The 9,859-nt window shown below is 57.7% G+C and carries 8 protein-coding genes and 2 pseudogenes; 4 read left to right on the top strand and 6 right to left on the bottom strand.

Annotated elements, in window-relative coordinates:
• Nucleotides 1-113: 113 nt before the first annotated feature.
• Nucleotides 114-314, bottom strand: a pseudogene (locus I6F37_RS38145) (transposase); the annotation flags it as partial.
• Between the two features lie 456 nt (nucleotides 315-770).
• Here I6F37_RS38145 and I6F37_RS38140 point away from each other — a divergent pair.
• A protein-coding gene (locus I6F37_RS38140; RefSeq protein WP_225148794.1) for an IS3 family transposase occupies nucleotides 771-1,957 on the top strand; the annotation gives its coding sequence in 2 pieces (ribosomal slippage) (nucleotides 771-1,023 and nucleotides 1,023-1,957; 1,188 coding nt in all).
• A 522-nt stretch (nucleotides 1,958-2,479) separates the two neighbouring features.
• Here the strand turns inward: I6F37_RS38140 and I6F37_RS38135 are convergent.
• Together I6F37_RS38135 and ectB are read right to left on the bottom strand one after the other, a co-directional pair.
• Nucleotides 2,480-3,316: a hypothetical protein gene (locus I6F37_RS38135; RefSeq protein ID WP_225131521.1), complete on the bottom strand. Its 837-nt coding sequence runs from the start codon at nucleotides 3,314-3,316 to the stop codon at nucleotides 2,480-2,482.
• Between the two features lie 4 nt (nucleotides 3,317-3,320).
• The gene (gene ectB, locus I6F37_RS38130; protein ID WP_225148793.1) at nucleotides 3,321-4,565 is read right to left on the bottom strand and encodes a diaminobutyrate--2-oxoglutarate transaminase; all 1,245 of its coding nucleotides are present in this window, start codon (nucleotides 4,563-4,565) and stop codon (nucleotides 3,321-3,323) included.
• Nucleotides 4,566-5,712: 1,147 nt separating this feature from the next.
• Here ectB and I6F37_RS38125 point away from each other — a divergent pair.
• The 3 genes from I6F37_RS38125 to I6F37_RS38115 all read left to right on the top strand — a co-directional run bounded on the left by I6F37_RS38125 (nucleotide 5,713) and on the right by I6F37_RS38115 (nucleotide 6,586).
• The gene (locus I6F37_RS38125) at nucleotides 5,713-5,943 is read left to right on the top strand and encodes a hypothetical protein (protein ID WP_225131517.1); all 231 of its coding nucleotides are present in this window, start codon (nucleotides 5,713-5,715) and stop codon (nucleotides 5,941-5,943) included.
• Between the two features lie 86 nt (nucleotides 5,944-6,029).
• Nucleotides 6,030-6,290, top strand: coding sequence for a hypothetical protein (locus I6F37_RS38120; RefSeq protein ID WP_225131515.1), 261 nt, complete (start codon nucleotides 6,030-6,032; stop codon nucleotides 6,288-6,290).
• A complete protein-coding gene (locus I6F37_RS38115; protein WP_225131525.1) occupies nucleotides 6,287-6,586 on the top strand; it encodes a hypothetical protein in 300 nt (99 codons plus the stop codon). Before I6F37_RS38120 ends, I6F37_RS38115 begins: the two co-directional genes overlap by 4 nt.
• 5 nt (nucleotides 6,587-6,591) lie before the next feature.
• On the opposite strand, the pseudogene I6F37_RS38110 reads toward I6F37_RS38115, so the two are convergent.
• The 3 genes and pseudogenes from I6F37_RS38110 to I6F37_RS38100 form a co-directional block, all read right to left on the bottom strand.
• A pseudogene (locus I6F37_RS38110) lies at nucleotides 6,592-6,828 on the bottom strand (integrase core domain-containing protein); the annotation flags it as partial.
• A 76-nt stretch (nucleotides 6,829-6,904) separates the two neighbouring features.
• Nucleotides 6,905-7,918, bottom strand: a complete 1,014-nt coding sequence (locus tag I6F37_RS38105; protein WP_225131513.1) for a radical SAM protein — start codon at nucleotides 7,916-7,918, stop codon at nucleotides 6,905-6,907.
• A 979-nt stretch (nucleotides 7,919-8,897) separates the two neighbouring features.
• On the bottom strand, nucleotides 8,898-9,859 hold a 962-nt coding region (locus tag I6F37_RS38100; RefSeq protein ID WP_225131512.1), incomplete at its 5' end, for a KamA family radical SAM protein.

Below are 9,859 nucleotides of genomic sequence, written 5' to 3'. Positions count from 1 at the left end.
ATCTCATCATGGCCTGGCTGCAACAGCAGTCCGCTCGCGAGAGGCCGGATACATTTATGCAACTGGAAGCGTCATTTTCGCTGTTACGACCCTTGCACGGACGGTGCGGACCATACATTCTTTCTCAGCAAGTCCTTCAGCGCGACATTGTCGAGCATGGCAGCCGCCCCAGCCGCGTGTTCTCATCCTCCAGCGCCTTCAGCCGCTTGGCCTCCGACACCTCCATACCACCGAACTTCGCCTTCCATTTGTAGATGCTCGCGTCGCTGACGCCGTGCTTGCGGCGCCGGCCTCGTGCTCCTTCAAATCCCGATGTTCTGCTCTTCCGAAAAGCGGCTGCCTTCATGCTCTGGTCCTTCTCGTGGGCCAGAACCAACTTCAAACTGGATTAAGCCCGTGGGGCAAGGTCGGCGGCTCGGTTACATGCGTCGTCGACGAACTGTGCTGCCGGATTCAGTGCTTGGAGAGGTCGAGGCTGGAGCCCGTGTCGCGCAATGCGGCGTCCCACAACTCAGTGCGCTCCTTCGGCACGTTAATAGAACCTGGTCTTTCGGCGATCTAACGGTCGATGCCGGTGGGCCGATCGGCCCACCGCCCCAAGTCGCCCAAGTTTGCTCTTAATACAGCTTTGATCGAAGGAAGGAACGGTAGACTCGCTCCGACGAAGCTATTGACGCACGCGTTAAGTTGAGGGCTAAAAGCAACCCGTGACCTGCCACTGCGTATTTCCTCCAGAAGGAGTTAGAGTCCGGCCGAAGAAGGACGGACAGATGAAGCGAGCAAGGTTCACGGAAGAGCAGATTATCGCGGTATTGAAGGAGCATGAGGCTGGGGCGAAGACAGCCGACCTGGCTCGCAAGCACGGTGTTTCCGAGGCGACGATCTACAATTGGAAGGCCAAATTCGGCGGCATGGACGTTTCCGAAGCGAAGCGGCTGAGGGCCTTGGAAGAGGAGAACGGGAAGCTGAAGAAGCTTCTGGCCGAGCAGATGCTCGATGCGGCCGCACTTCGCGAGCTCCTTTCAAAAAAATGGTAGGGCCCGCCGCCAAGCGCGCTGCGATCGCGCATCTGCAGGCCGTCATGAGCCTGTCGGAACGGCGGGCCTGCTCGATCGTGGGGGCGGATCGGAAGATGATTCGCTATCGCTCCAGCCGCCCGCCGGACGCAGTTCTGCATGGCCGATTGCGCGATCTTGCCAACGAGCGGCGGCGTTTCGGCTATCGCCGGTTGTTCGTCTTACTGCGGCGGGAGGGCGAGCCATCGGGGATCAACCGGATCTACCGGCTTTACCGCGAGGAAGGGCTCACCGTCCGCAAACGGCGGGCTCGCCGCAAGGCCGTGGGGACCCGTGCCCCGATCCTGGTCGAGGCGAGGCCGAACGCGCGCTGGTCGCTGGACTTCGTCCACGACCAGTTCGCCAATGGCCGACGCTTCCGCATCCTCAACATCGTCGACGACGTCACCAAGGAATGCCTGGGCGCCATTCCGGAGACGTCGATCTCGGGGCGGCGCGCGGCCCGCGAACTGACGGCAATCGTCCAGCGACGCGGCAAGCCAAGAATGATCGTGTCCGACCATGGCACCGAATTCACCTGCAACGCCATGCTCGCTTGGTGCAAGGACGCAGCCATCGATTGGCACTTCATTGCGCCGGGAAAGCCGATGCAGAACGGCTTCGCCGAGAGTTTCAATGGCCGGATGCGCGATGAGCTACTCAACGAGACCCTGTTCTTCGATCTCGATGACGCCCGCGCCAAGATCGCCAACTGGGTCGCCGACTACAATCTCCAGCGTCCCCACTCGTCGCTGAAATACCTGACTCCCGCGGCCTACGCCGCCCACCTCACCGCAACGGACGATCGGCTGCGCAACCCCGACCAGCTCCGCCGATCGTCCGTTGCTCCACCCGCGCCACTTGGCGTACAAAACCCCGAGACTCTAACTGCCGCTGGATGAAAATGCAGTGGCAGGTCACCCGGCTCCCAGAGTTTCTGAACCAGGATGCCTTAGATCGCCGTTCCGTTCGCATGTTGGTGGATCGTCGTGATCATCAGGAGCCAGCATATGCTCGGAGCCACGCGTTTCAACGTGTCTGCGCGCTGCGGCACATGAGGAGACTGCTACGGTTTGGAGAGCGGTCTTGCTTACCAGGTGCAAGGGCAGCCGTACAGCTTTGCGAAGGGCGGACTGCGCTTGCAAGCAGACCACCTTAAGACAGAAGCGTGACGCACAGCCTCACACGGCGTAATAAGCTTCAAAAGTCGACGTTCAGCCGTAGGACGCCACCGACTTGCGCTGCTATCGTTCCTAATGCCCATTTCATTTCGTACGAACTGTGACGGGTCGCCTATCACGCTGCGACGGCATTCCAACAGGCGAGGGGTCCGTGCGGCAACGCTATCCAATTGATGCCGGACATTCGATAGATAGAACTCCTTGTCGCCACAATGTTACCAGCATGACTGTGCAAGTCCGACTTCAGGTCCACCAGAGAACCACATCTGGGCTCGCAAACCCAAAAAAACAGTTCAGCAGAAGGCGAGGCTTGCCATTGCCTGATTGGCCGGTCACCCCATGAACGTAGCCGCCGTCGATGAGCGCGATATCTCCTGCTTTGAGCTGAAAATCGTGATAAGGAAGGTCCTCAAGATAAGCTGTCGAAAAGGGATAGCCTGTAGTCTCCAGGCCTTGCGATTTTCGGTCACTCTCTGTCGGTTTGTGGCTCCAGATGCGCAGATTGCCACCTTCATCGGGCATGCTGGGGTAGAAATTCAGCGCTACAACCGTTTTGTTCGCCACCGGCCGAATCTCGCTATCGGCACATAGAACTTGGGCGACGTCGTCGTGGGGCTCTAAGCAATACATCCCTGCGCCAGACCAGCAGATGGCACGACAAAGATTAGCTTGACCGTGCTCCGAGCGAGCCAGCCGCAACTCAACTCCCTGTTTGTGAAGCTCGCCTTTCAGCGCATCGAATAACGCGCGGACCGGATCTACCAGATCCGCAAAAAGGGCTTCCACGAAAGGACGCGCACTTTCCGCATCGGCAAAATAGGTGGCTGCATTCCTCCTGTAGTGCGATGCGCCGACATATCGGCCGGGAACGCCATCTTTGCGCTCCTCGAGACCGGGGTTTCGATTAAAGTTCGTCGTGATGTCCTCGGCCAGCTCGGGACTGAATGCCTGTTTGATGTGCAGGCCGGTGATCTCACCCTTTAGGATTGAGATGATCTCCCCAAGTTTGATGGAGCCGGTTCGTTCCTTGGTCGTGAGAAGCGAGATCGCTGGTACTTGAGACAGCTGTGCAGTTGCCATTGCCTTACTCCTGTATTGCCTGCTCGAGGATCGCGATGCCACGGTCGAGCTCGGCATCCGAGATTGTTATCGGCGGGAGGACTTTGATGACGTCTCGGTTTGGTCCCGAAGATTCAATCAGCAGTCCGTTTGCGAACGCGATATCGTGTGCGCGGTCGACAATCGCGTGTGAGCGACACTTGAGACCCGCCATCAGGCCGCGGCCTCGCTTTTCTTCAATGCAATTCGGGAATTTCGCGACGAGATCATCAAGGTGTCGTTGCAATTTGGCAGCTGTCCGCTCGACGCCAGGAGTAAATTTGGTGTCTGACCACATTTTGCACATGGCGCCTGAAGTCACGAAAGCAAGATTGTTGCCTCTGAAGGTGCCGCTATGTTCTCCGGGTTTCCATACGTCTAGGTCGGGGCGAATCAAAACCATGGAGAGCGGATTTCCCGAACCGCTTAGCGACTTTGAAAGACAGACGATGTCTGGTTCGATCTTTGCAAATTCGAAGGAGAAGAAATCACCTGTTCGGCCTGATCCTGCTTGAATGTCGTCGACGATGAAAACGATGCCGTGGTCACGGCAGATGCGCTGAATATCCGTGAGCCAACGTGCCGATGCAGTGTTCATGCCGCCTTCTGCCTGGATCGTTTCCAGAATGATTGCGGCGGGTTTTTCTATGCCACTCCCGAGGTCGCCCAGGACGTAGTCGATGTAACTCGCTGAATCGAAAGCTCCGTTTGCATAGCCGTCATAGGGGACGCGGATCACATCGTGGCGAGCCACGCCGCCGAGCTCCCTGGTAGAGGCTGAACCTGACACAGCCAGGGAGCCAAGTGACATCCCGTGGAACGCATTTGTAAAGGCCATGACGCTGGAACGGCCGGTATATTTTCGGGCCAGCGCAAGCGCCGCTTCGTTAGCGCTTGTTCCAGTCGGTCCAGGAAATTGCAATTTGTACGAAAGACCCCTCGGCTTCAGAATCGTATCAACAAACACTTCGATAAATTCACGTTTCGCCGTTGTGTGCATATCAAGCGACAAAAGAATGTTCCCGCCCGCGAGATAATCAATTGCCGGTGCAAGGATATTGGGATTGTTGTGCCCGTAGTTGAGTGCGCCGGACCCCACAAGGAAATCAATATAGCTCTTGCCGCCCTCGTCCCAAATCGTCGCCCCAAGCGCCTTCGTAAAGACAGTGGGAAACGAGCGGCTATAGCGACGAACATTAGATTCATGAGCAGAGAAAACGTCAACATTCATCTTGCGGATCCGTGTGCATGCATCTCATTGAGCGAAATGGACTGAACACGTTCAGTTTGCGACAAACGTCCAGACTGCAGCGACTGGTTCATCACGGTGCATTCCAGACCGTTGTCTCGATTCAGCTCCTGGCGAGTCTCTATCTAAGAATCTGCGAACAAAGAACCTACTAAGGCCGGCAGTTTTTGTTGCAGAGGCACTGACACTGCCCCGCAATATGTGGAACGGCCGGCGTGCAAGAGCTTCTTCAGCCGATTTCACACATTAGGACCGTGCCGTCATATCCCCGGCCTTTGCGCGCGGCACGTGGCCGCTGGGCTCGATGAGATCCGCGCAACGGGGAACTAAATCAAGTTCACGCGTTTTAGCGCATGGGGGGCAGTAGCTTCACTCGCTTCAGGATTTCGTGCCGTGGTTCATCGGCTGTTGTTGCACCTTGCCCTCTGCCGGCCTGCGCCGGTCAGATCGCCTTGGCGACTGGCGTCCATCGGACGGCGGCCGCAGTAGTCGACAGCGGGTTGGGGTGCCGGTAGGTCCCGCCTTTCGCCAGAAGGGCGCAAATGATCCGCGAAGTCTTGTTGACTTGCGCAAGCGCGACAACCTTGAAAGACGGTCTGGCGAATAGCGCCTTCAGCCAGGGTCGCACCTGAGCGTCCTCTGCCGCTTGTCGATGGGGCGTTGAAAGATCGAATCCCATCAGTCGCCCTGCTTTCTGGATCGGCTGATGGCGCTCGGGTGGTCGCAGGAAGAAGTGATCGATGATGATCTGGGTCGTTCAGCCACCGGCGGCGACCGCCGGATTTGAGCGAATGGTAGCGGAGTTTGCCTCGGCAAGGCTGGTGCGGTTTGCTCCCGCAATATCGCGCTTCGCCAGCAACAGCCGGGACGGGCAGCAGACGCGTGGGCGATACCGTTCTGGTCGATCAGGAGACGATCTATGCGCCGAGCCACGGCACCGCCCCCTCCAGCTCGGGCTCAAAGGCTGCCTCAATGAGTACGAGCTGGATTCGTTGCGCCAGCGCTCGCTCTCGGCCCGCTACGAGAAGACGCGCCGGGGCGAGTTGGTTGTGGCGGCGCCATATCCCGCACTACAACTGCGCCTGGATGGATAACGACGGCCCTCATGGCTTCCGCGGATTGCGCGTCGATGATGCAGTCGATACTGCTTGCTTTTCCGTCGGGGCGCTACGCCGCTGCAACCGCGGCCGCCAAGGAAGCCGGCGAACGGCGCGATCAGATGCGCGATGCTCTCAGCCGCAACGTCGAAGCAGCGTGCTATGGCGCCGACCGGGCCTTGCAGCAATTCGATGCGGCTGCCCCTGCTAGCCGGTTGGTGGCGAGGAACGCAAGACACCGTACGGCCGATGGCTGCCGCTGATCCAGCGACGCCTTGCGTCGCTGGCCACTGATCTAAAGACTGTCTGAACGGCGCCTACAACCAATGCACGGCTGAAGAAGTGCATCGTGGGCATCCCGATCGACAAAGTCGTGGCCGATGTAGCCTCGGAGATCGTTCTCGTCGTCCACTACGAGGTGACGCCACAGCGAGCTGCCCTCGCCGACGCGCCGGCGCGGACAGCGCGGCAGCACCTCTGCCGAGCCATCCAAGCCGTGCGTCAGCTGGTGCTGATCGGTAGCGACGAACTGATTGCGGCTTCCTCAACCGCAACGGCCGCTAGACGGGCAACGGCAAGCGCCGGAGCCGCGTGCGCGTCACATCAATGAGCTCGAAGTACCGTGTCCCGGTGTTCAAGCCCGCGGAGGACGGGATCAAGCCTTGGCTCATCCTGAAGATTGCATCCAAGACGCTGCGGCTCGCGCCTAAAGCGGGAGAGATCCAATATCTTCATCCTCTGTTGGATGGTCACTGGGTCTTCGCCCGCGCCGCCTCAGAGCGTCCGCCGTTCAATCGATCACCAAAGGGCGCGGCAAATCCAAAGCCTCCGCAGGATCGCCTCCCAACCAGCGAAACCTCTTCTCATCAATCGCATAGCCAGACGGGTACTCCGATGCAGGTTTGACAATTGCGCCAAGTCTCCACATTTTTCCGGGCCTCCAGAAGGGGCATGAACCAGTGGGCGTTGAGGCATTCGGCCAGGAAGCGGCAGTTGGAGGCTGGATAAAGGCGTTGTCGGTCGGCATTCCGAGCCGCGAGAGGCGAGAAGACCAGCGTGGCGCCGCGCTGATGGGCCCACAGGTAAGATCGCGCGAAAACGAACTCGCTGCCTTGATCGACGCGGATCGTTGCCGGAAACCCACTTTTAGCTGTAATCGAAAGGCCCCGTGGCACCGTCGACTACCGCTGAAGTCAAGGCATGTGGCGTACGCCGTTCTGTTGGCTAAGCGCAAGCACGCGCACGGCTCTCAATATGATTGAGAAGGGCAGTCGGACACTTGGCGCAGCTGTTCGTCTGGTATTTCTTAAGGGCGGTTCCCCAAGCAGTTTCTAGGTCAAACCCCGGGTACCGGACGTTTCCGACAACAAGTTTATGGCTGTCGGGATCACCGATCGCGCAGGAACAGGGATAGAGGTCGCCGTTCGTAGAGAGATAGCCCGAAGCGAAATAACAGTTGCATTCGGTGAATCGAACGTTCGGCGGCTGCTTTGTCACTTCGATGAGAATTGGCGTTAGCAGCTCAAGGCGCGTCGAGCCCTGTGCAGCCATTGCGATTAGTGCCGTCTGAAGTTCTCTAACTTCCTCAGCCGAGTCCAAACATTCGTCTTCGTAGTCGAGAGCGGCACCTACAGCGAACATCGGCATGATTCTGAAAGTGTCGACGCCGATCGATGACAATGCGCGATAGGCGTCTAAGGCCCCATGGATGTTGTGCCGATTCACAATCATCCTAGCCTGCACCAAGACCCCGCAATTAACTGCCTCTGCCATCTGCCGGAGTGCCGTTTTGTGAACTCCCCGCTTTGTCTGAACGCGGTCAAGCGCCTGCGCGTTTGCAGCATCACAATTGAATTGAAAGGCAAGCTTGTCGCGATCGTCGAAGATTGATGCGACATCACGAACTGGCACCTGACCAAGTCCACCAGTGTTCAGCTGGACATGAATGCCCCGTCTGTTTGCAGCGTGTGCCATCAGGGCTGCAGAGCGCGGAAACACGATTTTGAGAAGCGGCTCACCACCGGTTACGATGACTTTTTCCAACCTATGTCGTTCAACGAGGAGGTCCACGAAATTTGTAATTTCCTTGATAGTCAACTGTGATGGATCCCGGCGTCTCCTAGATTGATTTCTATACTGTTCGGGAACATAGCAGCGTTTGCAATGAAGATTGCAGTAGGAGGATACACTTATTTTGACTTGGCCAAAAACGAGCGGAGGCAAGTTGCGAAACGGCATGAGGTCCTTCCAACTTTTCTGAGGGCGGAGCAGGATTTATGCCAGCAGGAGGCCAACGGAATGTTGCCGGCCTTTGGGCACAATGTCGCGATCTGCTCCTATCGAATCTGTGACCAGGATCCCTTGCCGTAAGCATCGGGTAGCGATGATCACCCACTCGGCATTCTCAGATCCCGTTGCCGCGCCATTCCTCCAGCGCGAACCGGTACCGCTGGCGGCGATGCCTTCACTCTCAGTGAAGCCCCTAACTCCAACCGCGAGAGCGAGTCGACACAGGCCGCGCACGTAAGCCAACGGCTCTATCGTGCCGGGGGCTTGTCGAGCAGCGCACCAGTGTTATTTTCGTCGCTGATCGTCTTGCGCGTCTCGTCCGCACTATTGCAGCAACGCTGCTCGTCCATTGGCTCTCGATTTCCTGCAACCCTTGCCTCCAACGGCACAATGCGGAGTACCGGTGCTCTCACCTTCGCATTCCTAGTTCGATCAGCCGTTCACCCAATGGTGAGCCCAGCACTTCTACTCGGATATTGCGCATGCTCCACGTGCCCGCGTTAACCAGCCCGCCCCCGAAGCTCCAACCCCTATTTTGGATGCTTCTGGCACAGCGACCTGCGCACCTCTGTCGGCAAGATGTAGGGCGGCAGCAAGGGTCGCCCGGGCAGCGCTACGCCGAGCGGCACGGTAATTTCTGCGCGCCTGCTCACGGGAGCCACTACGCTTGCCGGTGACGCTGGACTGACCGCGCCCCACTGATGACTGCATTCGATCATTCACGAAATGAAAGCAGCAACACCATTTGCCCGCCACTCGAGCTCGCACTCGGCTCGCACATGATGCAAATATCCTACCCACGTCACTGCGACGGTGCCATTCCTCTGGAGGGCGCGGCTAACAGACCACTCGCGCTGACCGTATACCGGCCGGACTTTGGTAGTCCCCGCGCTCTGCAGCAGTAATCATCATTGCGCGCCCACCGATCTCATCCCTCGGGCAAGTCGTCCAGCCAGCAAGCATCCTCCACGTGCGGCCGGGAAAAGATCCTCCCGATCTTTTCGGGCATCTTATTTTGATGATATCGCATATACACGCGACCATCATCTCCCAGATCGAGGATCTCGATCTTTCCCGTGTAGTGGGACATGATGTATTTGAATGTCTTCTGGATGCCGCTGAGACGTTGGTTGATGCCGCGCGTAATCTCTAGTCCGCGACGCAATGAAACCTGAAAGTGCGAAGCGCCTTTGACTGGCCTGCCCTGAAAAAGATAGTAGGGACGCACTCCGATTTGATGACATTTGGCAAAGGTCGCCGCCAACACCTCGGGATCATCATTGACTTTCGCGAGAAGAACGGACTGATTGAGGAATTGTACGCCCTGTGCGCGTAAGGACTGAATTTGGCGTACCGCATAGCCCGAAATTTCGCCGATGTGATCGAAGTGTGTGACGATTACTGCAGTCTTACCCGTTTTTTGGAGTCGTTGGAACAAGGCCGGTAGAGCGGAATCGTCAAAACGCTTGGGCTCATAGGCCACCATTTTCGTCCCGAATCGAATTGATTCCAAATGTCTGATGGGGAGCAAATGATCAAGAATCTCATTGAGCTTGGCAGTGCTGAGCACGAATGGGTCCCCTCCAGATAGCAGCACGTTCGTCATTTCAGGGTGGTCGCGAATATATTGGGCGACCCTTGCGAAATCGGGCGCAATTTCATCGGACTCCTTGCCGACTAGGCGCTTGCGAAAGCAATAGCGGCAATATGACGCGCATCGGTCCGTTACAAGCAACAAACCGGTCTGGGGATACTTGTGCTGGTGATCTGAGGCCGGCAAACTGGACCATTTTTGGCTAGAGTTGGCGCTGCGTAAATCCCTCGACTGGGAGGAGCGACGACGATGAAGGCCTCGAAGTTTTCGGACGCCCAGAAGGCGTTTATCCTGAA

Origin of the sequence: Bradyrhizobium sp. NBAIM08, from assembly GCF_020193935.1 — a bacterium.
GTDB classification, from domain to species: Bacteria; Pseudomonadota; Alphaproteobacteria; order Rhizobiales; family Xanthobacteraceae; genus Bradyrhizobium; species Bradyrhizobium yuanmingense.
The sequence above is the reverse complement of the archived record's forward strand: the minus strand, read 5'-3'. Positions and strand labels throughout refer to the sequence as shown.

What these genes read in the sequence shown, in the direction of transcription:
- I6F37_RS38135 (WP_225131521.1), bottom strand. Translation starts at nt 3,316, where the DNA reads ATGGCAACTGCACAGCTGTCTCAAGTACCAGCGATCTCGCTTCTCACG.
- ectB (WP_225148793.1), bottom strand. Translation starts at nt 4,565, where the DNA reads ATGAATGTTGACGTTTTCTCTGCTCATGAATCTAATGTTCGTCGCTAT.
- I6F37_RS38125 (WP_225131517.1), top strand. Translation starts at nt 5,713, where the DNA reads ATGATGCAGTCGATACTGCTTGCTTTTCCGTCGGGGCGCTACGCCGCT.
- I6F37_RS38115 (WP_225131525.1), top strand. Translation starts at nt 6,287, where the DNA reads ATGAGCTCGAAGTACCGTGTCCCGGTGTTCAAGCCCGCGGAGGACGGG.
- I6F37_RS38105 (WP_225131513.1), bottom strand. Translation starts at nt 7,918, where the DNA reads ATGCCGTTTCGCAACTTGCCTCCGCTCGTTTTTGGCCAAGTCAAAATA.